The organism is Mesorhizobium sp. CNPSo 4670 (genome assembly GCF_057784235.1).
Genome location: NZ_JBWJFQ010000027.1, coordinates 22,389 through 46,630 on the forward strand (window position 1 = coordinate 22,389; position 24,242 = coordinate 46,630).

Annotated in this window: 27 protein-coding genes and 1 pseudogene; 8 read left to right on the forward strand and 20 right to left on the reverse strand. The window is 61.7% G+C overall.

Translation table 11 applies throughout. From position 1 onward, the window contains the following. The first annotated feature begins 144 nt into the window (after positions 1–144). Positions 145–1,374, forward strand: a complete 1,230-nt coding sequence (locus tag AC0ZT5_RS30870) for a bifunctional 2-C-methyl-D-erythritol 4-phosphate cytidylyltransferase/2-C-methyl-D-erythritol 2,4-cyclodiphosphate synthase (RefSeq protein ID WP_488499518.1) — start codon at positions 145–147, stop codon at positions 1,372–1,374. Further along, the gene (locus AC0ZT5_RS30875; protein WP_488499519.1) at positions 1,371–1,859 is read left to right on the forward strand and encodes a CinA family protein; all 489 of its coding nucleotides are present in this window, start codon (positions 1,371–1,373) and stop codon (positions 1,857–1,859) included. Before AC0ZT5_RS30870 ends, AC0ZT5_RS30875 begins: the two co-directional genes overlap by 4 nt. 87 nt (positions 1,860–1,946) lie before the next feature. On the opposite strand, the gene AC0ZT5_RS30880 is transcribed toward AC0ZT5_RS30875, so the two are convergent. The 11 genes from AC0ZT5_RS30880 to eno all read right to left on the reverse strand — a co-directional run bounded on the left by AC0ZT5_RS30880 (position 1,947) and on the right by eno (position 12,293). Further along, entirely contained in the window at positions 1,947–2,405 is a 459-nt protein-coding gene (locus tag AC0ZT5_RS30880; RefSeq protein ID WP_184874317.1) for a type II toxin-antitoxin system RatA family toxin, read from the reverse strand. Positions 2,406–2,519: 114 nt separating this feature from the next. Then, positions 2,520–3,485 carry a lipoyl synthase gene (gene lipA / locus AC0ZT5_RS30885; protein WP_488499587.1) on the reverse strand — a complete coding sequence of 322 codons (966 nt, stop codon included), beginning with the start codon at positions 3,483–3,485 and terminating at the stop codon, positions 2,520–2,522. 138 nt (positions 3,486–3,623) lie between these two features. Beyond that, positions 3,624–3,881 carry a GlsB/YeaQ/YmgE family stress response membrane protein gene (locus tag AC0ZT5_RS30890; protein WP_095091622.1) on the reverse strand — a complete coding sequence of 86 codons (258 nt, stop codon included), beginning with the start codon at positions 3,879–3,881 and terminating at the stop codon, positions 3,624–3,626. Between the two features lie 90 nt (positions 3,882–3,971). Then, a complete protein-coding gene (lpdA, locus tag AC0ZT5_RS30895; protein WP_488499520.1) occupies positions 3,972–5,417 on the reverse strand; it encodes a dihydrolipoyl dehydrogenase in 1,446 nt (481 codons plus the stop codon). Positions 5,418–5,432: 15 nt separating this feature from the next. Continuing rightward, positions 5,433–6,071: an SGNH/GDSL hydrolase family protein gene (locus AC0ZT5_RS30900; protein WP_488499521.1), complete on the reverse strand. Its 639-nt coding sequence runs from the start codon at positions 6,069–6,071 to the stop codon at positions 5,433–5,435. Then, positions 6,068–6,490 (reverse strand): hypothetical protein, encoded by a 423-nt coding sequence (locus tag AC0ZT5_RS30905; protein ID WP_488499522.1) that lies wholly within the window; start codon positions 6,488–6,490, stop codon positions 6,068–6,070. The genes AC0ZT5_RS30900 and AC0ZT5_RS30905 overlap by 4 nt, the downstream gene beginning before the upstream one ends. Before the next feature lie 14 nt (positions 6,491–6,504). Then, positions 6,505–7,881 (reverse strand): pyruvate dehydrogenase complex dihydrolipoamide acetyltransferase, encoded by a 1,377-nt coding sequence (locus AC0ZT5_RS30910; protein WP_488499523.1) that lies wholly within the window; start codon positions 7,879–7,881, stop codon positions 6,505–6,507. Positions 7,882–7,899: 18 nt separating this feature from the next. Further along, complete coding sequence (locus tag AC0ZT5_RS30915; RefSeq protein ID WP_488499524.1) at positions 7,900–9,285, reverse strand: pyruvate dehydrogenase complex E1 component subunit beta; 1,386 nt, start codon at positions 9,283–9,285, stop codon at positions 7,900–7,902. Positions 9,286–9,300: 15 nt separating this feature from the next. Beyond that, positions 9,301–10,338: a pyruvate dehydrogenase (acetyl-transferring) E1 component subunit alpha gene (pdhA, locus tag AC0ZT5_RS30920; RefSeq protein ID WP_477227108.1), complete on the reverse strand. Its 1,038-nt coding sequence runs from the start codon at positions 10,336–10,338 to the stop codon at positions 9,301–9,303. A gap of 194 nt (positions 10,339–10,532) precedes the next feature. Beyond that, entirely contained in the window at positions 10,533–10,856 is a 324-nt protein-coding gene (locus AC0ZT5_RS30925) for an FtsB family cell division protein (RefSeq protein WP_184874323.1), read from the reverse strand. Positions 10,857–11,018: 162 nt separating this feature from the next. Beyond that, positions 11,019–12,293 carry a phosphopyruvate hydratase gene (eno, locus tag AC0ZT5_RS30930; protein ID WP_184874324.1) on the reverse strand — a complete coding sequence of 425 codons (1,275 nt, stop codon included), beginning with the start codon at positions 12,291–12,293 and terminating at the stop codon, positions 11,019–11,021. A gap of 287 nt (positions 12,294–12,580) precedes the next feature. Between eno and AC0ZT5_RS30935 the strand changes: the two genes are divergently transcribed. Beyond that, positions 12,581–12,706: a hypothetical protein gene (locus AC0ZT5_RS30935; RefSeq protein WP_488499525.1), complete on the forward strand. Its 126-nt coding sequence runs from the start codon at positions 12,581–12,583 to the stop codon at positions 12,704–12,706. A 55-nt stretch (positions 12,707–12,761) separates the two neighbouring features. Here AC0ZT5_RS30935 and AC0ZT5_RS30940 read toward each other — a convergent pair whose 3' ends face one another. From AC0ZT5_RS30940 to AC0ZT5_RS30965, 6 genes are all read right to left on the reverse strand, one after another. Continuing rightward, entirely contained in the window at positions 12,762–13,127 is a 366-nt protein-coding gene (locus AC0ZT5_RS30940; RefSeq protein ID WP_095091630.1) for a PRC-barrel domain-containing protein, read from the reverse strand. Between the two features lie 83 nt (positions 13,128–13,210). Continuing rightward, the gene (locus tag AC0ZT5_RS30945; protein ID WP_019858016.1) at positions 13,211–13,414 is read right to left on the reverse strand and encodes a dodecin family protein; all 204 of its coding nucleotides are present in this window, start codon (positions 13,412–13,414) and stop codon (positions 13,211–13,213) included. A 121-nt stretch (positions 13,415–13,535) separates the two neighbouring features. Then, the gene (gene kdsA, locus AC0ZT5_RS30950) at positions 13,536–14,381 is read right to left on the reverse strand and encodes a 3-deoxy-8-phosphooctulonate synthase (protein ID WP_488499526.1); all 846 of its coding nucleotides are present in this window, start codon (positions 14,379–14,381) and stop codon (positions 13,536–13,538) included. Next, positions 14,378–15,268 carry a VOC family protein gene (locus AC0ZT5_RS30955; protein ID WP_488499527.1) on the reverse strand — a complete coding sequence of 297 codons (891 nt, stop codon included), beginning with the start codon at positions 15,266–15,268 and terminating at the stop codon, positions 14,378–14,380. Before AC0ZT5_RS30955 ends, kdsA begins: the two co-directional genes overlap by 4 nt. Before the next feature lie 44 nt (positions 15,269–15,312). Beyond that, a complete protein-coding gene (locus AC0ZT5_RS30960; protein WP_488499528.1) occupies positions 15,313–15,603 on the reverse strand; it encodes a Dabb family protein in 291 nt (96 codons plus the stop codon). A gap of 186 nt (positions 15,604–15,789) precedes the next feature. Beyond that, the gene (locus tag AC0ZT5_RS30965; RefSeq protein WP_280952844.1) at positions 15,790–15,924 is read right to left on the reverse strand and encodes a hypothetical protein; all 135 of its coding nucleotides are present in this window, start codon (positions 15,922–15,924) and stop codon (positions 15,790–15,792) included. 106 nt (positions 15,925–16,030) lie between these two features. Here AC0ZT5_RS30965 and AC0ZT5_RS30970 point away from each other — a divergent pair. Continuing rightward, positions 16,031–16,210 (forward strand): annotated as a pseudogene (locus tag AC0ZT5_RS30970) (DUF1365 family protein); the annotation flags it as partial. A 59-nt stretch (positions 16,211–16,269) separates the two neighbouring features. Beyond that, positions 16,270–17,526, forward strand: coding sequence for a class I SAM-dependent methyltransferase (locus tag AC0ZT5_RS30975; protein WP_477290583.1), 1,257 nt, complete (start codon positions 16,270–16,272; stop codon positions 17,524–17,526). A 38-nt stretch (positions 17,527–17,564) separates the two neighbouring features. Here AC0ZT5_RS30975 and AC0ZT5_RS30980 read toward each other — a convergent pair whose 3' ends face one another. Both AC0ZT5_RS30980 and AC0ZT5_RS30985 read right to left on the reverse strand, forming a co-directional pair. Then, complete coding sequence (locus tag AC0ZT5_RS30980) at positions 17,565–19,544, reverse strand: bifunctional 2',3'-cyclic-nucleotide 2'-phosphodiesterase/3'-nucleotidase (protein WP_488499529.1); 1,980 nt, start codon at positions 19,542–19,544, stop codon at positions 17,565–17,567. 148 nt (positions 19,545–19,692) lie between these two features. Further along, positions 19,693–20,958, reverse strand: coding sequence for an NAD(P)/FAD-dependent oxidoreductase (locus tag AC0ZT5_RS30985; RefSeq protein ID WP_488499530.1), 1,266 nt, complete (start codon positions 20,956–20,958; stop codon positions 19,693–19,695). Positions 20,959–21,123: 165 nt separating this feature from the next. Between AC0ZT5_RS30985 and AC0ZT5_RS30990 the strand changes: the two genes are divergently transcribed. Both AC0ZT5_RS30990 and AC0ZT5_RS30995 read left to right on the forward strand, forming a co-directional pair. Then, positions 21,124–21,774, forward strand: coding sequence for a 5-formyltetrahydrofolate cyclo-ligase (locus AC0ZT5_RS30990; protein ID WP_488499531.1), 651 nt, complete (start codon positions 21,124–21,126; stop codon positions 21,772–21,774). A 201-nt stretch (positions 21,775–21,975) separates the two neighbouring features. Beyond that, entirely contained in the window at positions 21,976–22,389 is a 414-nt protein-coding gene (locus tag AC0ZT5_RS30995; RefSeq protein WP_488499532.1) for a hypothetical protein, read from the forward strand. On the opposite strand, the gene AC0ZT5_RS31000 is transcribed toward AC0ZT5_RS30995, so the two are convergent. Then, a complete protein-coding gene (locus AC0ZT5_RS31000) occupies positions 22,386–22,859 on the reverse strand; it encodes an Lrp/AsnC family transcriptional regulator (RefSeq protein ID WP_488499533.1) in 474 nt (157 codons plus the stop codon). The genes AC0ZT5_RS30995 and AC0ZT5_RS31000 overlap by 4 nt on opposite strands. 155 nt (positions 22,860–23,014) lie before the next feature. On the opposite strand from AC0ZT5_RS31000, the gene ald reads away from it, so the two are divergent. Beyond that, on the forward strand, positions 23,015–24,130 hold the full coding sequence (ald, locus tag AC0ZT5_RS31005) for an alanine dehydrogenase (protein WP_488499534.1): 1,116 nt from the start codon (positions 23,015–23,017) through the stop codon (positions 24,128–24,130). Positions 24,131–24,242 lie beyond the last annotated feature (112 nt).

Genomic DNA, 24,242 nt, shown 5'->3' on the forward strand with positions numbered 1-24,242 from the left:
GCAATTGGGAAAATGCTGGACTTCTGAATTGGCGCCAGACGCCCCTTGGAAGGCGCAAAGGACGCCTTGGAAGTTCATATTTGGCGCACGATCTTTTCCGAAAACCGATTACACTTTTCGGGATCGTGCGCTAAGCCAATCGGCATGACTGACGCAAGTGAAAATCACGCTTCGAGTGCGGATGCCAAGGTCGCCGTGGTGATTGTCGCCGCCGGCCGCGGCGCTCGTGCCGGGCAGGCCAATGGGCCCAAGCAGTATCAAAGCATTGGCGGCCACGCTGTTATTGCCCACACGCTGGAGATTTTCCTGGCCCACCCGCGGATCAGCGATGTTGTGGTCGCCATTCATGCGGACGATCACGAGCTGTTCCGGCAGGCGGCAGGCGCCAACGCCGAGCGGGTCATCGCCATCATGGGCGGGGCGACCAGGCAGGCTTCCGTGCGGCTCGGACTGCTTGCACTGAGAGGCCATGCGCCGGGCCGGGTTCTGATCCACGACGCCGTCCGCCCGTTTGTCGATGCGGAGTTGATCGACCGGACCGTCGACGCCATCGGCGAGCGCGAGGGCGCGCTGCCCGCCCTGCCCGTCGCCGATACGTTGAAGCGCGAGTCGGCCGCTGGCGTCGTGGGAGAAACCGTTTCCCGCAACGGACTTCACGCGGCGCAAACGCCACAGGGCTTTCCGTTCTGGCCCATTCTTGCCGCGCACGAGAAAGCCCATCACCTGGGAAAAATGGACTTCACCGACGACGCCGCGATCGCCGAATGGGCGCATATTCCGGTAAAGATCGTCCCGGGTTCACCGGACAATGTCAAACTCACCTGGGCACGGGATATTGCAATGGCGGACCAGCGGCTTTCCGGCGAACGTGCGCGCTTCCCCGACATCAGAACCGGCAACGGCTACGACGTGCACGCCTTCGAACCTGGCGACCACGTCACCCTGTGCGGCGTCGCCATCCCGCATGACAAGAAACTGTCAGGCCACTCCGACGCCGATGTCGGCCTGCATGCTTTGACCGATGCGCTGCTTGCGACCTGTGGCGCCGGCGACATCGGCACGCATTTCCCGCCGTCCGATCCGCAGTGGAAAGGCGCCGCCTCGCGCATCTTCGTCGAACATGCGGCGAAAGTTGTGCGCGAGCGCGGCGGCCGCATCGCCAACGCCGACATCACGCTGATCTGCGAGGCGCCCCGCGTCGGCCCGCATCGCGAGGCGATGACGGCGGCCCTGTCACAAATGCTGGCAATTTCCCCTGATCGCATCTCGATCAAGGCAACAACCAACGAAAAGCTCGGCTTCGTCGGCCGCGAGGAAGGCATAGCGGCCATCGCCACCGCCAGCGTGGTATTTCCCGGCGAGGTGCCGGAATGACCATTGACGATCTGGCAAATGCGCTGCTTCAGGCCTGTCAGCAGCGCGGCATCATGCTGGCAACGGCGGAAAGCTGCACCGGCGGCATGATTATCGCAACGCTCACCGACATTGCCGGCTCGTCCGCCGTGGTCGATCGCGGCTTCATCACCTATTCGAACGAAGCCAAGATGGACATGCTCGGTGTTTCCCCCACCACGCTTGAGGCGCATGGCGCGGTTTCACGCGAGACGGCGATTGAAATGGCAAAGGGCGCCCTCGCCCGTTCGCGCGCCAAGCTGACGCTGGCGGTCACCGGCATTGCCGGGCCCGGCGGCGGCTCGGTGGAAAAGCCTGTCGGCCTGGTCTGGTTCGGTGTCGGACTGGACGGCGAGACCGTGACCGCCGAGCGCCGCCTGTTTGCCGACAAGGGTCGCGATTTCATCCGCCGTGAAACAGTTGGGCATGCGCTGGAACTGGGACTGCGTGCGCTCGGACAGAGTTAAGGCGCGACGCGCTTTAACTCTTTGTAGTTATGCGTAGTTATGCCCGTCGTTGTTCCCAAACCGCTGCGCACTTTTGGGCGACATGCATCACGCCGACGATGCAACGCCGTAGATGACGTCGGCGCGCTTCTCGAAAGCCTCAGCGAACATGCGGAAGGCGCGATCGAACATGGTTCCCATCACCGCGCCCAGAATACGGCTCTTGAACTCATAGTCGATGAAGAAGCGGACAGTACAGCCGCCGCCATCGGGTTCGAAGCGCCAGACATTGCTTAGATATTTGAACGGGCCATCGATGTATTTCACGTCGATGGTGTTCTCGTCGGGTTTCAGCAGCACCTGCGTGGTGAAGGTTTCGCGGATTGCCTTGTAGCCGATGCTCATGTCGGCGACGAGAACGGTGCGTCCGTCACGCTCCTTGCGCGAGCGCACCGTCAGCGCTTCGCAAAGCGGCAGGAACTGCGGATAGGTTTCGATATCGGCAACCAGTGCGAACATTTGTTGCGGCGTATGGGCGACCCGGCGGGTGGCTTCGAATTTCGGCATGAAACCGGCTCTAAAACGCGTTGCGTTGAAACTGATTCATGCGACGCGCTTTGGATTCCTTGTTTTTATGCATGTCGTTCTCCCAAAACCGAGGTCACTTTTGGGCGACATGCATTAGAGCGATTTCTTGAGAAGCGCTTCCCGCGCCGCACGCAGCCTAGCGAAATCGTCGCCGGCGTGATGCGACGAGCGCGTCAGCGGGCTCGACGCCACCAGCAGAAACCCCTTGGTCCGGCCGATCGTCTCGAAGGACTTGAACTCCTCGGGCGTGACGAAGCGGATCACCGGATGGTGCTTCTTCGACGGCTGCAGATACTGGCCGATGGTCATGAAGTCGACATTGGCCGAGCGCAGGTCGTCCATCAATTGCAGGATTTCGTTCCGCTCTTCGCCCAGACCCACCATGATGCCGGACTTGGTGAAGATCGATGGGTCGAGTTCCTTGACCCGCTGCAACAGCCGGATCGAATGGAAATAACGAGCGCCCGGACGAACCGTCAGATAGTTCGACGGCACGGTCTCGAGATTATGGTTGAAGACGTCGGGCTTGGCCGCCACGACGATCTCCAGCGCGCCTTCCTTGCGCAGGAAATCGGGCGTCAGGATTTCGATCGTCGTCAACGGCGTCGCCACCCTGATGGCGCGGATGACCTCTGCAAAATGCTGCGCACCGCCATCGGCGAGATCGTCGCGGTCGACCGAGGTGATGACGACATGGGTCAGGCCCATCTGCTTGACCGCGTGCGCGACGCGGGCCGGCTCGTCGGGATCGAGTGCGGTCGGGATGCCGGTGGCGACATTGCAGAACGCGCAGGCGCGTGTGCAGATCTCGCCCATGATCATGAAGGTGGCGTGCTTCTTCTCCCAGCACTCGCCGATGTTGGGGCAGCCGGCCTCTTCGCAGACGGTCACCAGCTTGTGCGACTTCACGATCTCGCGGGTCTCGGCATAGCCCTTCGAGACCGGCGCCTTGACGCGGATCCAGTCGGGCTTGCGCAGCACGTCCTGATCGGGCTTGTGGGCCTTTTCCGGATGCCGCAAGCGCGGTGCATTGGCGATCGTATCGAGGACAGTGACCATCTGGAAACCTGGTTTGTTCGCGACCGCCGGTCCGGCGTCCGCTGTCATAACGTCATCTAAGACTTTTCAACTCAAAGCAAAAGGCCGCCACAGTGCATGCCGCAGCAGCCTATTTCGCATAGCAGCGCTTCGGCGATGTTAACGGCGCACCAGACGTCCGACCCAGATCAGCAGGCAGGCGCCGATAAAGCCGGTGATCAGATAGGCGGTCCAGCCGATGCCAAAGACACCGACGTTGAGCGCCTGCAGGATGGCGTTCAGCACGATCGCGCCGACGATGCCCAGAACAATATTCATGAAGATGCCGGTGTTGCTCTTCATGACCATTTCGGCGAGCCAGCCTGCCAGGCCGCCGATAATGATTGCTGCTATCCAACCGACGCCATTCAAGTGCATATGCGCTCTCCTTGTGTGATGGGTGAAAATGCATCCGCAAACGAACATCCTTGCCGCCGGGTTCCATCGACTACCCGCGCGCCCGATTTATCATGCGTTCAGCGCGCGGCCATAGGCGTCGAGCACGCTTTCCTTCATCATCTCCGAGAGCGTCGGATGTGGGAAGATGGTGTGCATTAGTTCTTCCTCGGTCGTCTCCAGGTTCATCGCCACGACAAAGCCCTGGATCAGTTCGGTCACCTCGGCGCCGACCAAATGCGCGCCGAGCAGCTGACCTGTCTTCTTGTCGAAGATGGTCTTCACGAAGCCCTGGTCCTCGCCAAGCGCGATCGCCTTGCCGTTGGCGGCGAACTGGAAACGTCCGACTCGGATATCCCAGCCCTCGGCCTTGGCCTTGGCCTCCGTCAGGCCGACGGAAGCGACCTGCGGATTGCAGTAGGTGCAGCCCGGAATCTTGAGCTTGTCGGTGGCATGCACGCCGGGAAAGTTGGCAATCTTTTCGACGCACACCACGCCCTCATGCTCGGCCTTGTGGGCAAGCATCGGCGGGCCGGCGACATCGCCGATGGCATAGATGCCGGGCACATTGGTCTTGCCGTAGCCGTCGACGACGATACAGCCGCGGTCGGTCTTCACGCCGAGCGCCTCAAGCCCAAGGCCCTCGATGTTGCCTTGCACGCCGACGGCCGAGATCATGCGGTCGGCGGTGATCTTCTCGACCTTGCCATCCTTCATCTCGACATGCGCGGTGACCGAGTTCGCACCCTTCTCGACCTTGGTCACCTTGGCTTCGAGGATGATCTTCATGCCTTGCTTCTCGAACTGTTTTTGCGCGAATTTCGAGACTTCGGCGTCCTCGACCGGCATCACCGCCGGCAGCAGTTCGACAACCGTAACTTCGGCGCCCATGGTGCGGTAGAAGGAGGCGAATTCGATGCCGATGGCGCCTGAACCCATGACCAGCAGCGATTTCGGCATCTCCTTCGGCACCATGGCCTCGAAATAGGTCCAGATCAGCTTGCCGTCCGGCTCGATGCCGGGCAGCGCGCGCGGTCGGGCGCCGGTCGCCAGAATGATGTGCTTGGCGGTGTAGGTGCCCTCGCCCTTGATGCCTTTCGGCACGGGCGGCTGCGGTTCCATTGGTGTCTTGGCCGTCTTGGACACGACGATCTCACCCGGCTTCGAGAGCTTGGCCTCGCCCCAAATCACGTCGACCTTGTTCTTCTTCATCAGGAAGGCAACGCCGCCATTCAGCCGCAGCGACACCTTTCGCGATCGATCGACCACGGCCGACGTGTCGACGCTGACCTTGCCGTCGAGCTTCAGCCCGTAGTCCTTCAGATGATCCGAATAATGCATGATCTCGGCCGAGCGCAGCAGCGCCTTGGTCGGGATGCAGCCCCAGTTGAGGCAGATGCCGCCGAGATGCTCGCGCTCGACGATCGCCGTCTTGAAGCCAAGCTGCGCGGAACGCACCGCCGTGACATAGCCGCCCGGGCCGGAGCCGATGATGATGACGTCGTAGTTCTCAGCCACGATTTTCTCCTTGATTCACGATTCCAGCATGCCGCGCACGACCGGCGCTAGAGCCGTGCCGATGGTGCGCGTGTTTTCGGCATCGAGATGGACGCCGTCGAGCGGTGTACATCTAGCGACGCCCGCTGCATCAAAAAAGCCGCAGCCCATCTCGTTGGCGGCGGTTTGATAAAAGCCAGCGAGCTTGGGCGACTCGATTGCACCGGTTCCCAACATTTCGGCGTAGTCTGCCTTGCGGGTTTCCACGATATGCGGCGGCGCTACCAGAATAATCCTGGGAGCGGCACCGCCGAACGGATAGGCGTGCCCCCGCACGATTTCTACGAGGCGTCGCATGCCATAGGACGCTATGACTGCGCTGCCATGAATCGAAGGCTTCATGTCGTTGGAGCCAAGCATGATGACGATCAGATCGATCGGCGAATGCGTGCTCAGGATCGTCGGCAATATCCGCGCGCCGTTTCGGTCGGCGCCCGACAAGAAGTCGTCGTAGGCCGTGGTGCGGCCGCCCAGTCCCTCGGCAATGACATGGAAGCTCGGTCCGAGTGCTCTCGCCAGTGTGGTTGGCCACTGGTCTTCAAATTCATGTCGACCCAAAGTCTCCGGGTCGTGTCCCCAGGTCAGCGAATCGCCGTAGCACAGAATTGTCTTCATGCACCCACACCTACCTGTGCCTTGGTTAAACCGCGTCTCACCCGCCAGCGCACGAACAGCCATTGCACAACGACGGTCACCAGCCCCGGCAGGCCAAAGCCGACCACCATGGGAATGTCCTTCTTCACCACCGCGACACCGCTGTCGGCGTAGAGGATCAGCGCGACCAGCAGGGCAAGCAACACCGCAAACACGATCAGCAACCACTTACCCGTCCTGGCCACCGCCGCGACCGGATCCGTCATGAACTGCGCCACGAAGTAGACGAAGGTAACCATGAAGGTCACCAGCACCGAGAACATGAAAACGAGGATGTATTCTTCCTCCGCGCCAGTGGCGATGGCCAACCACTGCGCGACCAGCCCGCCGGCCAAACCGGAAAGAATGAAAGCGAAAAGGCTGGTGAAGAATGTCCGCACCACCCTTTCCCTTCCTAGACCAGCATGCCCATCGGGTTCTCGATCAGGCGCTTGAAGGCGACCAGCAATTCGGCCCCCAGCGCTCCGTCGACGGCGCGATGGTCGGTCGACAGCGTCACCGACATCACGGTGGCGATTTTGATCTCGCCGTTCTTGACCACCGCCCGCTCCTCACCGGCGCCGACCGCCAGGATCGTCGCATGCGGCGGGTTGATCACCGCGGCAAAGTCCTTGATGCCGAACATGCCGAGGTTCGACACCGCCGTGGTGCCGCCCTGATACTCTTCCGGCTTCAGCTTGCGGCTGCGCGCCCGGCTGGCTAGGTCCTTCATCTCGTTGGAGATGGTCGACAGCGTCTTTTCGTCCGCCTTGCGGATGATCGGCGTGATCAGGCCGCCGGGGATCGACACCGCAACGCCGACATCGGCATGCTTGTGCTTCACCATGGCGCTTTCGGTCCACGACGCATTGGCATCCGGCACCGCCTTCAGCGCCAGCGCCATTGCCTTGATCACCATGTCGTTGACCGACAGCTTGTAGGCCGGCACGTCACCCTTTTCAGTCTTCTTGACTGGCGCTGCCGCATTGATCTGCGTGCGCAGCGCTAAGAGCGCATCGAGTTCGCAGTCGAGCGTCAGGTAGAAATGCGGGATTGTGGTCTTGGCCTCGACCAGGCGGCGCGCGATTGTCTTGCGCATATTGTCATGCGGGACCAGTTCGTAGGAGCCTTGCTCGAACAGTTTCAGCACCTGCTCGTCCGACATCGCCTTCACCGGCGCGGCGGCAGCAGCCGGAGCCGCCGGAGCGCCTGCAGGCGCTGCCTTGGCGGCAGGCTTGACGCCGCCACCGGCAATCGCCGCATCGACATCGGCTTTCACCACGCGGCCATGCGGGCCGGTGCCGGTCACGGCAGACACATCGACACCGGCTTCCCTGGCGATGCGGCGCGCGAGCGGCGACGCAAAGGTGCGCTCGCCAGCGGCATGGCCGTTGGCGGCCGGACCCGCTACTGCCTTGGATGCGGCCGCAGGCTCGGCCTTTGGCGCCTCAGCCTTCGGTGCTTCCGCCTTCGGAGCCTCCGTTTTCGGCGCTTCCGCTTTCGCTGGCGCAGCAGCGCCACCGCTGTTCGCAGCGGCGCCGGCGTCCTCGCCTTCGGCAGCGAGCACAGCGATCAGCGCATTGACCTTGACGCCCTCGGTGCCGGCCGGAACGACGAGCTTTGCAACCGTGCCCTCGTCGACAGCTTCGACTTCCATTGTTGCCTTGTCGGTCTCGATCTCAGCAATGACATCGCCGGGCGAAACCTTGTCGCCCTCCTTGACCAGCCACTTTGACAGATTGCCCTCTTCCATCGTGGGCGACAGGGCCGGCATGGTGATGTTGATTGGCATTTTGTCCTCCCGCCCGGTTCAGCGATACGTGACGGCTTTAACCGCCTCGATGACCTCGCCGACATTCGGCAACGCCAGCTTTTCGAGGTTCGCCGCATAGGGCATCGGCACGTCTTTGCCGGCAATGGTGATGACCGGGGCATCAAGGAAATCGAAGGCACGCTGCGACACCTGGTTGGCGATGTGATCGCCGACCGAGCTCTGCGGATATCCCTCTTCCACGACGATCAGCCGGTTGGTCTTCTTGACCGAGGCGATGACCGTGTCGAGGTCGAGCGGGCGGATGGTCCTGAGGTCGATGATCTCGGCATCGATGGCCATGCCGCGCAGCTCGGCTTCAGCCTTGACCGCATAGGTCATGCCGATGCCGAAGGAGACGATGGTGACGTCCTTGCCGGTCTTGTGGATGCGCGCCTTGCCGATCGGCAGCACGAAATCATCCAGCTTCGGCACGTCGAAGGAATGACCGTACAGGATTTCGTTCTCGAGGAAGATAACCGGGTTCGGATCGCGGATCGCAGCCTTGAGCAGACCCTTGGCGTCGGCAGCGGTGTAGGGCATCACGACCTTGAGGCCGGGAATGTGGCTATACCAGGCGGCATAGCACTGCGAATGCTGGGCTGCGACGCGAGCGGCGGCGCCGTTCGGTCCACGGAACACGATTGGCGCGCCCATCTGGCCGCCCGACATATAGAGCGTCTTGGCAGCCGAGTTGATGATTTGGTCGATCGCCTGCATGGCGAAGTTGAAGGTCATGAACTCGACGATCGGCTTCAAGCCGGCCATCGCCGCGCCGACGCCGACGCCGGCAAAGCCATGCTCGGTGATCGGCGTGTCGACGACGCGCCGCGGCCCGAACTCCTGCAGCAACCCTTGCGTGATCTTGTAGGCGCCCTGGTATTCGGCGACCTCCTCGCCCATGACGAAGACATCGCCGTCGCGGCGCATTTCCTCGGCCATCGCGTCACGCAGCGCTTCGCGCACCGTGGTCGAGACCATTTCCGTGCCGGCCGGAATGTCCGGATCGGTGGCGATTTCGGTCTTCGGGGCGGCTGCGACCGGTGCTGACGCCTCGCTTTTGGCCGCCACCGGCACAGGTGCCGCTGTTTCAGTCTTGGCGGGCTCTTCGCCGATGCCTTCGCCGGCTTTGTCGACGTCTTCGCCGTCAACCGCGAGCACGGCGATCACTGCGTTGACCTTGACGCCTTCGGTGCCGGCAGGAACCACGATCTTGGCAAGCGTGCCTTCATCGACGGCTTCGACTTCCATCGTCGCCTTGTCGGTTTCGATCTCGGCGATGACGTCACCGGCGACGACCTTGTCGCCCTCGTTCTTCAACCACTTGGAAAGATTGCCCTCTTCCATGGTCGGCGAGAGAGCGGGCATGAGAATTTCGATCGGCATGTCCTTGCCCTCCCGTTACAATACGATATCGGTCCAGAGCTCGGACGGATCCGGCTCCGCGTCGTTCTGGGCAAATTCGGCGGCGTCCGCGACGACGTCGCGAACCTCCTTGTCGACGGTCTTCAATTCGTCCTCGGTCGCCCACTTCTTCTCGATCAGCCGCGCCTTGACCTGCTCGATCGGGTCATGCTCGGAGCGCATCTTCTGCACTTCTTCCTTCGAGCGGTACTTCGCCGGGTCGGACATCGAGTGGCCGCGATAGCGATAGGTCTGCATTTCGAGGATCAGCGGGCCGTTGCCGGCGCGGCACCATTCGGTGGCCAGATCACCAGCTGCCTTGACGGCGCGGACATCCATGCCGTCGACCTGGAGGCCGGGAATCTTGAACGATGCGCCGCGATGGGAAAAGTCCGTCTCCGCCGATGAGCGCGAGACCGAGGTGCCCATGGCATAGCGGTTGTTCTCGATGATGTAGATCACCGGCAGCTTCCACAGCGAGGCCATGTTGAAGCTTTCATAGACCTGGCCCTGATTGGCCGCACCATCGCCGAAATAGGTCAGCGACACATTGTTGTTGTCGCGGTAGCGATTGGCAAAGGCGAGACCAGTGCCGAGCGACACCTGCGCGCCGACGATGCCGTGGCCGCCGTAAAAATGCTTCTCCTTGGAGAACATGTGCATGGAGCCGCCCTTGCCCCTGGACAGGCCGCCACGACGCCCGGTCAATTCAGCCATGACGCCGCGCGGTGAAAGCTCCATCGCTAGCATGTGGCCGTGGTCGCGATAGGCGGTGATCATCTGGTCGCCTTGGATCAGCGCCATCTTCATGCCGGTGACGACCGCTTCCTGGCCGATATAGAGATGACAGAAGCCACCGATGAAGCCCATGCCGTAAAGCTGGCCGGCCTTTTCCTCGAAACGGCGGATAAGCAGCATGTGCCGGTAGGCGGCAAGCTCTTCATCCTTGGTGAATTCTGCAGGCTTGGGGGCCGAAAGCCCCATTTTGCCGTCGGATTTGGATTTGGCAGGCGCTTTTCTGGCTGCGGTGGCCATGCATCACTCCCTGTTGGCGTCTCTTTGCGGACATTAGGGCAGGATCAAATCCGCCCTGGGGAGATCAGCTCCTCCCCACCGATTTTGGAGAGGCTAACACGCGCTAGAGCGTTATGCCATGCCGAAATTGCATAGCTCACATGCGTCTAAGCGATTAAAATCATTGAAAATATTGGCTATTAACTGAAAACTGGTTACTTCGCCGAGACCGGCAACATGATGGTGATTTCGTCAGCCTGGGACAGATTGAGCGCCTTGCGCGCCTGCTCGTCGAGCATGTCCTTCTCGATCGACCCTTCATGCATGAGCCGAACGCGCCGTTCGAGCTCCATCCGGCGTGCCTTGATCGCGTCGAGCTGACCTTGCAGCGCAACCGTCTGGGCTTCCAGCTGATATTTCGAGTTGATGCCGAATTCGCCGTGGTAGGCATGAAACCCGAAATAGGCGAGGAACGCCACGCAGAGCGAAGGAATGATCAGCCGGCCGGTGTTTCTCTGCTTGTGCTGACGCGTCCACATGATCCAGGTCCTCGCGGCCGCGAACTCCTACGGCTCCCCATCTTTTTCGCCCGATTGTGCTTAACGGACGGTTACGGATGACCGGCTGCGCGAGACCGAAATGAAAAAGGGCGGGAATGCTCCCGCCCTTTCATCGATATCCCATGCCTGGGTGTTTCCGGATCAGCCCTTGACCACCGACTTGCCGGCGTAGCTCGCCTGCTTGCCGAGCTCTTCCTCGATGCGGATCAGCTGGTTGTATTTGGCCATGCGGTCCGAGCGCGACAGCGAGCCGGTCTTGATCTGTCCGCAATTGGTGGCAACGGCGAGATCGGCGATGGTCGAATCCTCGGTTTCGCCCGAGCGGTGCGACATGACGGCGGTGTAGCCGGCCTTGTGCGCGGTCTCGACGGCGTCGAGCGTTTCGGTCAGCGAGCCGATCTGGTTGACCTTGACCAGGATCGAATTGGCGACGCCCATGCGGATGCCGTCACGCAGCCGTGCCGTGTTGGTGACGAACAGATCGTCGCCGACCAGTTGGGTCTTCTTGCCGATCAGGTCGGTCAGATACTTCCAGCCTTCCCAGTCGTCCTCGGCAAGGCCGTCCTCGATCGAGATGATCGGATAGTCGGCTGCGAGCTTGGCCAGATACTTGGCCTGGGCCTTGGGATCGCGGGTCTTCTTCTCGCCTTCATAGACGTAGTTGCCGTCCTTGAAGAACTCGGTCGCGGCGCAGTCGAGGCCGAGCGCGATCTCTTCGCCGGGCTTGAAGCCGGCCTTCTCGATCGATTCCATGATGAAGTCGAGCGCCACCGGCGCGCTCTTCAGGTTCGGGGCAAAGCCGCCCTCATCGCCGACATTGGTGTTGTGGCCGGCATCCTTCAGCTTCTTGCGCAGCGTGTGGAAGATTTCCGACCCCCAGCGAACGCCTTCGCGCAATGTTGGCGCGCCGATCGGCAGGATCATGAATTCCTGGAAGTCGATCGGGTTGTCGGCATGGGCGCCGCCATTGATGATGTTCATCATCGGCACCGGCAGGACATGCGCCTTGGTGCCGCCGACATAACGGTAGAGCGGCAGGCCGGCTGCATCGGCCGCGGCCTTGGCCACGGCCAGCGAGACGCCGAGGATGGCGTTGGCGCCGAGCCGGCTCTTGTTGGGCGTGCCGTCGAGCTCGATCATGGTCTGGTCGATATGGATCTGGTTTTCGGCTTCCATGCCGCCGATGGCCTCGAACAGCTCGCCGTTCACCGCTTCGACAGCCTTGAGCACGCCCTTGCCGAGATAGCGGGCGCCGCCGTCGCGCAGTTCGACGGCCTCGTGGGCACCGGTCGAGGCGCCCGACGGCACCGCAGCGCGGCCCATCGAGCCATCTTCGAGAACGACATCGACCTCGACGGTCGGATTTCCACGGCTGTCCAGGATTTCACGCCCGACAATGTCGATGATGGCAGTCATTGCGATGTCCTCGATTGATCTGAAGAAGGGTCGCGCACGTCTTAGCCAAAGTGCCGCAAAAGGCAATCGGCCCGGTTGCAATTATTGCCGTGGCGTCAGCCCAGAGCTCGTCGCGCTTGAACGGAATCAGGCGACGCATGCCGTTCTCCCAAAACCGGGGGCTACTTTGTGGCGACATGCATCAGACGATTCACGAAGCGCAAATCGCTGTCATCATAAGTCATGTGCGGCGGATGTACTTCCGGCTATGGTGCGGGTGCGCGGGGCGAAACAGGAGGAGTTTCGCCATGTCCCAGTTGAGTGGTATCGTGAGTCTGTTCCTGATCGCGGCGGCGTTTCTGACGTCGTGCGACAATCAGCAATCGCCACCCAAGGCAGCAGGGCCGCTATCGGCCTTGCATGTCAGCGAATAGGCGCTGCATCGAATCCAAAAGGCCCCGCCTGAACGGGGCCTTTTGTTTGCAGGCGTCAATGCCAGTAAGGCGTGACCTTGTAATAGTCATAGGACGCGTCGCGCGCCGTCTCGCCATCCGCGCCGGCCAGTTCGTTGATCGAATAGGCGGGCGCTGCTTTTAGCTGTTCCTTGGAGAACGGAACGACATAGCCGCCCTTGTCCTCGTCATAGTCGAGGCTCGCCCACGGAATGGCGTGATACTTCTCGCCGATGCCGAGAAAACCGCCGAAACCGATCACTGCAAACATGATGCCGTTCGAGGTCTTGTCGAGCATGATGTCCTCGATGCTGCCAATGCTCCTGCCCTCGGTGTTGTAGACTGACGTGCCGATGACGCGCGAAGCGGCAATGGCTTCGGTGTGGCCTGTCTGGGTTGTCATGATGTGCTCCTCATTGTCGTTGATCCATGCTTTGACAATGAGGGGCGCGGGCGAAAGTTCCCGACTTTTTCGGCGGCAGCCGGTTACTCCGCGAGGATGAATGTGACCTTCATGTTGACGCGATAGGCAGCGATCTTGCCGTCCTCGACGACGATCTTCTGGTCCTGGATCCAGGCGCCTTCGACGTTCTTCAACGTCTTTGCGGCACGCGCAATCCCCTTCTCGATGGCGTCCTGAAAGCTCTTCTTCGACGATGAGGTGATTTCGGTGACGCGGGCGACAGACATGGCTTCCTCCTGCCAAAACGCTCATTTGCGAGGCGAGCGTACAGCCGGCTTATGTCTTCCACAAGCGCTGGCGCCATGGGGCCATTGTCAGTTGCCGACGCTGGAACGTCCGTGGGACGCTTCAGTGACCCTTGGCGATACGATCGAACGCCATCAGTCTTTCCAGCAGTGCGGGCATATCCTTCAGCGGCACCATGTTCGGGCCATCGGAAGAGGTCGAATTGTCTGGATCCTGGTGGGTCTCGATGAACACGCCGGCCACACCAACGGCGACAGCCGCCCGGGCCAGCGTCTCGACAAAGCGACGCTCGCCGCCCGAGGAGCCGCCCTGTCCGCCCGGCTGCTGAACCGAATGCGTGGCGTCGAAGATCACCGGTGCGCCGATCTCGGCCATGATAGGCAGAGCGCGCATGTCGGACACCAGCGTGTTGTAGCCGAACGACGCGCCGCGCTCGGTGGTCAAAACATTGGCGTTGCCGGAACCGGTGATCTTGGCAACCACGTTCTTCATGTCCCAGGGAGCCAGGAACTGTCCCTTCTTCACGTTGACCACCTTGCCGGTCCTGGCGGCGGCGACCAGCATGTCGGTCTGGCGCGACAGGAAGGCCGGAATCTGCAGGACATCGACATGCGGCGCGACGATCGCGCACTGTTCCTCGGTGTGGACATCGGTCAGCACCGGCAGCGAAAATTCCTTGCGCAGTTCGTCGAAGACGGGAAGTGCCGCTTCCATGCCCGCACCGCGCGTCGCCGACAGCGAGGTGCGGTTGGCCTTGTCGTAGCTGGTCTTGTAGACGAGGCCTATTCCAAGCTTGCCGGTCAGTTCCTTCAGCGCGCCGGCCATGTCGAAGGCATGCTGGCGCGATTCAAACTGGCAAGGACCAGCGATCAGCGACAAGGCCGCGTTGTTGTCGAAGACGACATTGCCGACGGTTACCGTCGAATTGGGCGTCAGGGGCTTGCTCATTGGATCTCCCAGAAGATGAAAGCCGCGCCCTGTCCGGATGCCGGCTGCACGACAATATCATTGCCCGCTATATCGTGGTTGACGGAGTTGGCTGCAAGCAGCCTCGAGGTGATATCGACGCTGGGAACCGAAAAGACCACGGCGGCGAAGCGAAGGTCCGTCGGCGCGCCGGCCGGCAAGCCAAAGCGTGCCGTGAAAGACGCCGGGTCAAGCACGCTCAAGGCTGAATTCGACAAATGAAACGCGACGCCTTGCCCACCGTCGGCCGGATCGTCCACCGCCAAGGAAATCAGCCGGCGCTGCTCGGCAGGCCGGTCGCTGACCGCCACGATCTCGACAATTCCCGTGGCGCCGTTGGCGTGCTCCTGCAAGGCAGTCCGATCCACGTTCGGCGCGTTGACCCGTTCGCAGGCAAATAGGAAAGCATCCGTAGCGTTGCTATCGGATGCAAAGGCGAGCTTGAACGATGCGATGTCGCTTCTGCCCGCCGTGTCGGTGAACGCGCGCGAAAAGCTCAGCATGTCTCCCGCGGAGATGCCGGCTTCGACATAGCGTGCCTGGTCGGCATCTGCGTTGCTGGTCCCCAGGACCACGGCGGAAAACCCCTCGTCACCGTGCCTGTTGCGATAGATACGGTCGCGCGCGACGAAAACATTGCCCTCGGCAATGGCCGCCGTCGCGGCCTGTTCGTCGCCGACCGCGAGTGGCTCGAGATAGGTGCCGTCGGCGAGGAAGACACAACAGTTTTCGGTTCCGAAGGGATGAATGCCGGTCGGGGCAACCACGAAGCCGAGCGCGGTGAGCCGGGCTCGTGCCACATCGAGGTTCTGTGTCGGCAGCACCAGATGATCGAGCGGATGAGTGCCGGCGGCTGTTGTTCGGTTCATGCAGGCGCGATGTGCATCATTCCGCAAACCGGTTCAAGCCTCAATCAGGCGCCGGCCACGACATCGGCGGAATAACGCAGCTCGCGCAATGGTTTGACCCTGCTGGTCGTCTGCGCATAGAGCGGGTGCGCCTTGTAGGCGGACAACGCAGCGTCATCGGCGAACTCGGCATAGACGACCACATCGATCTCGTCCGACAGCGGGTCGACCTTGGTGTTGATGGTCACCTCGAAATGGCTGGAATGGGGAATGTTGCCGAGCGCCAGCAGGCCGGTGCGCACGGCCTCCACATCCTCCTTACGCCGCGCGCTGAAGAAAACGATATGCCGGATCAACCCCGCCTCCTCGATCGAAAGCGCGTCAGGCGACGCGCTTTACGTCTTTGCTTTTATGCATGTCGCCGCCCCAAGACCGGAGCCGCCTTTGGGCGACATGCATTAAGTGCCGCGGTCTTTTGTGACGTCAGGACGGCCGCGTCAATCGACAAGGATGTCGCGGCAGCGCTTCATGAGGGACGGGCGCTAGCTCTCGCCGGTGACGGATCGCACGACGTGCGTGACACCCCTTACCGCGGTGTCGAGGTATCGGCCCTGATTGTAGAGCCCATCCCAGATCAGGAAAAAGGTGATGGCGGCAATGACGATTACATAACGCATGGCTAAAGCTATCGCACAGGCACGGCTGCAACCATAGGCGTTTTAGGCGTGTTCGGCCTTTGCTGTGTAAAAGCCGGATCCACCACAGCGAGCGCCTCCACTTGGCACAGCCCGGCTTGCAGCCTGCCTCTTGATGTTCCCCCTCATGACGTGGAAGATTGTGGCAGGGATTCACTGGGAAGCGCTGAAGCTCTGGTTAAAGGGCGCGCGCTTTCGTTCGAGCCCGCCTGTCGCCGAACCGGTCAGCTGCCGGGATCAGGCACAGGCGTTCGAACCTGGCGAATGAACCGCGAGAACCGAGGCTCGGCAATTTGCGCCGACACCGCGGAAGCCCAGGGGCGTGAGATGGCACACAAGGAACATCATGGTCTGGCGTCGAGCGACGCGGTCAGGCTGGACGAATTCAATTTCGCCGAGATCGTCAAGGGCTTGCCGGCGAAGGCGCGCATGGTGCTGTCGGCGGCAATGAACCTGCCGCGCGGATCGCTGAAGGTCCGGATGCCGGACGGACGCGCCGTGCTGGTCGGCGGCAAGGGACCGGGCCCGGACGCCGAACTGGTGCTCAAGAACTGGCGTTTGCCCGGCCGTGCCTTTTCCGGCGGCACGATCGGCCTTGCCGAATCCTACATGGACGGCGATTGGGAAAGCCCTGACGTCACCAGCTTCCTGGAGCTGTTCGTGGTCAATTCGGCCATCGGCGAACGCGTTGCTGGCGGCGCCAGCTGGCTCATCAACACCGTCCAGCGCATCCGACACTGGTTCAACGAGAACACGCGAACCGGCTCGAAGCGCAACATTTCGGCGCATTACGATCTTGGCAACGCCTTCTACAAGGAATGGCTCGATCCGAGCATGACCTATTCCTCGGCACTCTATGCCAACGGCGCCAACGACCTCGAAAGCGCCCAGGCCGCCAAATATCGCGCACTGGCCAAGGATACGGGGATCGGACCGAAGGATCACGTGCTGGAGATCGGCTGCGGATGGGGCGGCTTCGCCGAATTCGCGGCACGCGAGATCGGCTGCCGTGTGACCGGGTTGACGATCAGCCGCGAGCAGCACGACTTCGCCAAGGCGCGCCTCGCCAAGGCCGGGCTTGCCGACAAGGTCGACATCAAGCTGCAGGATTATCGCGACGAAACCGGCACCTATGACCGTATCGCCTCGATCGAGATGTTCGAGGCGGTCGGCGAGAAGTACTGGCCGGTGTTCTTCAGCAAGATGAAGGCCTGCCTGAGGCCTGGCGGCACCGCAGGCCTGCAGATCATCACCATCAACGAAGCCGCCTACGACACGTATCGCGCAAGGCCGGATTTCATCCAGCGCTATGTTTTTCCGGGCGGCATGCTGCCGACGCCGTCGATCCTGAAGGCACTCGGCAACGATCATGGCCTTGCCCATCTGCGCGAGCGCGTGTTTCCGGACGACTACGCGCGCACACTCGCCGAATGGCGCCAGCGGTTCTGGGCGTCATGGGAAAAGATCGTCCCGCTCGGCTTCGACGACCGCTTCAAGAAGCTCTGGGAATTCTACCTGCATTATTGCGAGGCCGGCTTCCGCGCCAGCTACATCGACGTGCGCCAGGTGGTCTACAAGGCATAGGTCCACGTTGCCTTGGCGGCGCGGACCTAGGCCGACGATCACAGAAGGATTCGGTATTTCGCAAATCCCGCTTCGCCCTCTCCTACCGGCTCGATCTTCAGCGACTTCACCTCGGCAATGAAATCCTTGGCCCTGGCGCCGGTCTCGAACACGACGCTGGTTCCAGGCAGCGGCGCGAACGACCAGTTGCCATCCGCCGACGGGTTGATCGTGCCCTCGCTGACGATGTAGCGAACGATCACGTCGCGATTGGTGTCCGGCGCCTCGTAGATGATCTTCGAGGCATTGATGTCGGGGAAATTGCCGCCACCGCCGGCCCGGTAGTTGTTGGTCGCAACGACGAATTTCTGTTTGGGATCAATTGGCTTGCCGTCAAACATCAAGTCAACGATGCGATTGGCGCCGGCATTCGCCAGTCCCCCCTTGGCATCGTATTTCGGCGGCTGCGACAGGTCTATCTTGTAGGTCACGCCGTCGATGACGTCGAAGTTGTAGGACGGGAAGTCGGTGTTGATGAGGGCCTGGTCGGCCTTGCCCGGTTCGATCCGGTTGAAGATGCCGGCGGACATTTCCAGCCATTCCTTGACCTGCGCGCCGGTGATTTCGACGGCCCGCACGGTGTTCGGGTAGAGGTAGAGATCGGCGACGTTCTTGATGGCGATGTCGCCTGCCGGCACGTCTGTATAGTAGTCGGCGCCGCTGCGTCCGCCAGCCTTGAAGGGTGCGGCGGCCGACAGCAGCGGCACGTCCTTCCATTGCGTGTTCTTGAGAATATCCTTCAGGTACCAGGTCTGCGCCTGGCTGACGACCTGCACCGACGGATCGTCGGCGACCAGGGCGAAATAGGAATAAAGCGGCGCCGAGGTCTTGCCGACGGGACGGCGCACGTAGGCCAGTGTTGCCTGGTCGTCCTGCTCGAGTGCTGCAATGATGCGCTTGTCGTCGGGGACGATCGGCTTGGCCTTGTTGTCGACGCGTTCAAAGATCGGCCGCGCCTCGGATGTGGCGGAAACGACCTTCCATTTCGACCCGTCGCGCTCCAGCATCAGGTCGATCAGCCCCATATGCGAGCCCCAGAAGCCGCCCATGACGGAGGGCTTGCCCTGCAGCGTGCCCTTTTGCGTGTCGACGCCGTCCAGCGACTGGAAGTCCTTCTTGCCGGGGAAGACCAGATGCTGGTGACCGGTGAACACCGCGTCGATGCCGTCGACACCGGCGACGAAGAACGATGCGTTTTCCATCATGTCGCCCTGCTTCACGTCGATGCCGGAATGCGAGAGCGCAATCACGATGTCGGCGCCTTCCTCTTTCATCTGTGGCACCCAGGCCTTGGCCGCCTGGACGATGTCGCGCGTCTTGACGTTGCCCTCCAGATTCTTGAGGTCCCAGACCATGATCTGCGGCGGCACGAAGCCGATGATGCCAATCCTGATCGGCTGCTCGGCGCCTGACCCGTCCTTGATCTTCTTGTCGAGGATGGCATAGGGCTTGAGATAAAGCTTGTCGTCACGCGGGTTCGCGGCAAGCTCGGTGCCACGGATCAAATTGGCGCAGACAAAGGGGAAATTGGCGCCAGCCAGCACCTTGTCCATGAACGACAGGCCGTAATTGAACTCGTGGTTGCCCAGCGTCGAGCATTCGTAGCCGAGCAGGTTCATGGCCTTCATGATCGGATGCAGGTCGCCGTCCTTCATGCCCCTCTCATAGGCGATGTAATCGCCCATCGGATTGCCCTGCAGCAGGTCGCCATTGTCGATCAGCATCGAATTGAAGGCTTCCTTGCGCACTGCATCGATCAGCGAAGCCGTGCGCGACAGGCCCATCGTGTCGTTCGCTTTGTCGGCGTAGTAATCGTAGGGCAGCACGTTCACATGGATGTCGGTGGTTTCCATGATCCGAAGATGGGCCTGGTTGGCCTGGGCGCGGGCGGAGAACGGATGCAGCATGATCAACGCTCCTGCGGCGGCGGCACCGCCAAGGAGATCGCGGCGGGAGACGGGATGGAGCAGTCGAGACATGTTTTCTCCTTCGACAAAGTGACAAGCCCTGCCCCGAAGCGAACTTGGCGCTGAAAACCATCCGAGTCCATTCAAGAAGTCGAGCGCATAACGCCGCCACTCGATCAGCAACAGATGACGTGCGGATGAACGGTCTGGGGAGACGAAGTCAGCCCTTGTCGTCGTCGCCTTGCGTGATCAGCCGCGCACTGCGCTGGCCCGTCGCGTAGATCCATAGCCAGCTCAGTGAAACCGCAAGCCGGTTGCGAAAGCCGATCAGGAAATAGATGTGGGCTATGCCCCACAGCCACCAGGCCGCCCAGCCGGTCAGCTTGATCCAGCCGAAATCAATCACGGCGGCGCGCTTACCGATCGTGGCGAGGTCGCCGTCATGCCGGTAGCGGAACGGCCGTGGGCTGGTGTCGCCGGCAAGCCGCGCCTTTAGCGTGGCGGCAACATGGCGGCCCTGCTGCTTGGCGGCCGGAGCCACGCCGGGAACCGGCCGCCCGTCCGGCCGCAGCACATGCGCGGCATCGCCGACGACGAAAATCTCCAGGCTGCCCGGCACGCTCAAGTCAGGCTCGACGAGCACCCTGCCCGCCCGATCCGCCGCCGCGCCGAGCCACTCGGCGGCCGGCGAGGCAGCGACGCCCGCCGCCCACAGGATTGTCCCTGCCGACAAGTGCTTGTCGCCGAAGACGACACCTTCGGCGTCGCACCGCGTAACAGCCCTGCCGAGTTCGATGGTCACACCGAGCCGCTCGAGTGCCTTCATCGCATAGTCGGAAAGTTTCGGTGCGAAATTGGCCAGAATTCGGTCGCCGGCCTCGATCAGCACGACACGCGTTTGCCGTGTATCGATGTTGCGGAATTCACCGCGCAGCGTGTCATGCGCCAGTTCGACGATGGTGCCGGCAAGCTCGACGCCGGTCGGCCCGCCACCGACGATCGCAATGGTCAGCAGCGCGTGGCGCTTGGCGGGATCGGCCTCCCGCTCGGCCTTCTCGAAGGCCAGCAGAATACGCCGCCGAACCGTGGTGGCATCCTCCAGCGTCTTCAGGCCGGGCGCGAAAGGTTCCCATTCGTCGTGGCCGAAATAGGCGTGGCGCGCACCGGTGGCGAGCAGCAGCGTGTCGTAGGCGACAGCACTGCCATCATCGAGCAGCACGCGTTTGCCGGCGCGATCGACGCCGACGACATTGGCAAGCAGCGTCGTCACATCCTTGCGCTTGCGCAGGAGGTGGCGGACAGGCCATGCAATTTCGGACGTCGCCAGCGCCGTGGTCGCCACCTGGTATAGCAGCGGCTGGAAGAGGTGATGATTACGCTTGTCGATCATGGTGATGCGAACCGGCGCACCGGCAAGCGCTCGGGTGAATTCGAGACCGCCAAAACCCGCGCCGACAACAACGACATGGTGGCTGGCCTGGTTCATCTCATTCACCGCTAACGGGCAAGATCGCCTAACCTAGATGTAGGTACTTTTGTGCATCGCAGCAACGCAAGGGTGGTGCCTGAGACTCGTCGTCCTATGTCGTGAACGCACATGTCGTATCGTGTTACGAGGTATAGCGTGATCAAATACGCGATGAGGTAAAGCATGGCTAACGATCATGACGACCAAGGCCCGGCGCAATATGCCTCTCCTCCCTGCTTCATGCATGAACTCGATCCCGCGTTTCAGACACCACTAACCGATTGGACCGACGTCCGGCGCTGGCGCAAGGCCGAGCGCGAACGCCTGATCGCCGCGCGTCTCGCCGTTTCGGCCGACGCGCGAACGGTGATGTCGCAGCGCATTGCGCAAGGTCTCGACGCAATCGTCGGCGAGATCGTCGGCCGGATGGTCAGTCTCTACTGGCCGTTTCGCGGCGAGCCGGACCTGCGCCCATGGATGGCGTCCGTCAATGCGCGCGGCGGCCGCACCGCCCTGCCCGTTGTCATCGAGAAAGGTCAGCCGCTGATCTTTCGCCCCTACGCGCCGGGCGACCGGCTGGAAAAAGGTGTCTGGAACATCCCGATCCCGGCCGAGGGCGATCCGGTGCTGCCGGACATCGTCATTGCGCCAATCGTCGGCATCGATCCTGGACACTACCGCCTGGGCTATGGCGGCGGGTTCTTCGATCGCACGCTGGCGGCGATGCCGTTCAAGCCGCTGGTGATCGGCGTCGGCTACGAACTGCAGCGCATATCCACCATCTACCCGCAGCCGCACGACATCCCGATGGATCGGATCGTCACCGAGGCCTAACACCCTGTTTGGAAAATGAGACCGGCTGGATTTCTGTTTCGCTGCGAAGCAGCGCAAATGTCATGTGACAAAAATCCGACTTGGTCGATAAATAGTCTGATCTTTAAGGGAACCATGCTGCGGCGTTTCGACATGCGCTCCGGGCGGATCCAACAGTGTCCGGTAGCTCCCAGGATTGGCTGCTTCGCAACGGATGATAAGATGATCGGACGAACCATAGCGGCTGCCCTTGCAATTGCGTTTTCGTTTTCGCCTTCGCAGGCGCAACCACAGCACCGTTTACCGAGCGGCTATAAGTGGGGCCGCTGCCTGCTTACTGTTGACGGTCAGACTCGTATATCCGGAAGATGCTACTATCAAATCGAAAAGGGCGGCGATTTTAATATCCAGGGGCCTCGGCAAGTTTTTGCAGGTATCGACTATCCTGATACGCATAGCGGGGCTGGTGAAATGTCCAAAGACTACTGGGCAGTTGTATACAAGGACGGTGATCTTTGGGAAGGCTATAGCAACTCGGACGTTTCCGAAACTCACGGTGACGAACGCTGGGAAGACCTTCGCCGCGAAGGCGCATGCTATGTTGGGAAGGGCGTCCGGGTATGCCTATGGCGTTAAGCCATTTCCGGCTTCATGCCCATCGCCGTGCGGTCGATGATCTCACGCAAGGCGAATGACGAGTTGATCTTGGTCACATGCGGCATCGCCGACAGCCATTCCTTGTGGATGCGTTCGTAATCGACGAGATCCTTGGCCGCGATGCGCAGGATATAGTCGTATTCGCCCGACATCAGGTGGCATGACAGCACATTCGGGCAGCGCTTGATGGCCGCCTCGAAATCCGACAGCGTCTTCTCGAACTGTCCTGACAGCGAAATATGCACGATCGCCGTCATCTGGTGGCCCAGTGCGGCATTGGAAAGCCGGGCGTGGTAGCCGCGGATGGTTCCGGATTTCTCCAGATTGTCGAGCCGGCGCGAACAGGCCGACTGCGACAGGCCAACCTTCTCGGCCAGTGCAGCATTCGGTATCCGGCCATCCTTCTGCAAAGTCTCGAGAATGGCGATATCGATCCTGTCGAGCGGCATTTTTCGTGAATCCTGCGAATATCCACTGTTTTGCGCAACGATTATCGAAAACCGCCCGTTGGCGCAAGCGCATTCGCAAACACCTGCGCAGCGATTCGTGGTTCACTCCACCTATACAGGGAACGAGCCCAAAAGGGCCGGATCAGGAGAAGACAATGCGCGTCGGCTGCCCCAAGGAAATCAAGAACCACGAATATCGCGTCGGCCTCACGCCGGGCTCGGTCCGCGAATATGTCGCCCATGGCCATGAAGTATTGGTCGAGACCGGCGCCGGCGCCGGCATCGGCGCCGATGACAACGCCTACCGCGCGGCAGGTGCCGTGATCGCCAAGACGGCTGCCGACGTGTTCGCCAAGTCGGACATGATCGTCAAGGTCAAGGAGCCGCAGCCCAATGAATGGGCGCAGCTTCGCGAGGGCCAGATTCTCTATACCTATCTTCATCTGGCTCCGGATCCGGAGCAGACCAAGGGCCTGCTCGCCTCCGGCGTGACCGCAATAGCCTACGAGACCGTAACCGACGACCGTGGCGGCCTGCCGCTGTTGGCACCGATGTCGGAAGTCGCCGGACGGCTGTCGATCCAGGCCGGCGCAACGGCGCTACAGAAGGCCAATGGCGGCCGCGGCGTGTTGCTGGGCGGCGTGCCCGGCGTGCTGCCGGGCAAAGTCGCCGTGCTCGGTGGCGGCGTCGTCGGCCTGCACGCCGCCAGGATGGCGGCGGGTCTTGGCGCCGACGTCACCATCATCGACCGCTCGATCCCGCGCCTGCGCCAGCTCGACGACCTCTTTGCCGGCCGGGTGCACACCCGCTACTCGACCGTCGAGGCGCTCGAGGAAGAGTGCTTTTCGGCCGACATCGTCGTCGGCGCCGTGCTTATTCCGGGCGCCGCCGCACCCAAGCTGGTTTCGCGCGAAATGCTGTCAGGCATGAAGAAAGGCTCGGTGCTGGTCGACGTCGCCATCGATCAAGGCGGCTGCTTCGAGACCTCGCATGCCACCACCCACGCCGAGCCGACCTATGAGGTTGACGGCGTCATCCACTACTGCGTCGCCAACATGCCCGGCGCGGTACCGGTCACGTCGGCCCACGCGCTCAACAACGCGACACTTCACTATGGCCTGCAGCTTGCCGACAAGGGCCTGAAGGCGCTGATCGACGACCACCACCTGCGCAACGGTCTCAATGTCCACAAGGGCAAGATCACCAACCGCGCGGTCGCCGAGGCACTCGGCTACGAACTGGTTGAGCCGAAAGCCGTTCTCGCGGCCTGATTCCATTTCAGAATTCCTCCGTCAGCCCGCCGGTTCATTCCGGCGGGTTTTTTCTCGACCTGACGACGGGCAACAAAAAAGCGGAGCCAAAGCCCCGCTTCCTCGATATCGA